Below are 579 nucleotides of genomic sequence, written 5' to 3' on the forward strand. Positions count from 1 at the left end.
GAGGCTGGTTTTTTGTGTAGTTTGGTCGGCACGATAGGATTTTGCCTCCATCGCATGATGGCCATCCTAAAGCTCAAAGGAAGTTTTGCATAATCACTTCTTCAAAATCGCATTCCCCAAAATAAAAGCTAAGCGAATGAAAAATATAGTGAAATTTAAGGATGAAAATGCAATAAAATCAGCCAGAAAAACATGGTTAACTGGCTGATTAATAACATTTAATTGGAGGTTGTAGAACTCTGCTTCTGGAACAGTTCCCGGAAGACCGGGTAGATGTCATCCTGGTCACGAATGTGCTGCATCGCAAAGTTATCGAACATCGCTTGCAGATGCTCATACTCACGCCACAGCGTCTGGTGGGCGCGACGGGTAATTTCAATGTAGCTGTAGTAACGCACCACCGGCAGGATCTTCTTCGCCAGAATTTCATGACACAGCGGCGAGTCATCCGCCCAGTTATCGCCATCCGATGCCTGCGCGGCGTAGATATTCCACTGCGCCGGATCGTAGCGCTCCTTCACCACCTCGTCCATCAGCTTCAGGGCGCTCGACACGATGGTGCCGCCGGTCTCCTGCGAG

General features: G+C 48.9%; 1 protein-coding gene. It reads right to left on the reverse strand.

Annotated elements, in window-relative coordinates:
• Positions 1-218: 218 nt before the first annotated feature.
• The coding region (locus ACFPZN_RS56530) for a DUF444 family protein (RefSeq protein WP_378293751.1) at positions 219-579 on the reverse strand (361 nt) is incomplete at its 5' end.

It is taken from the genome of Actinomadura rugatobispora, assembly GCF_042656285.1.
Lineage (GTDB): Bacteria > Actinomycetota > Actinomycetes > Streptosporangiales > Streptosporangiaceae > Spirillospora > Spirillospora rugatobispora.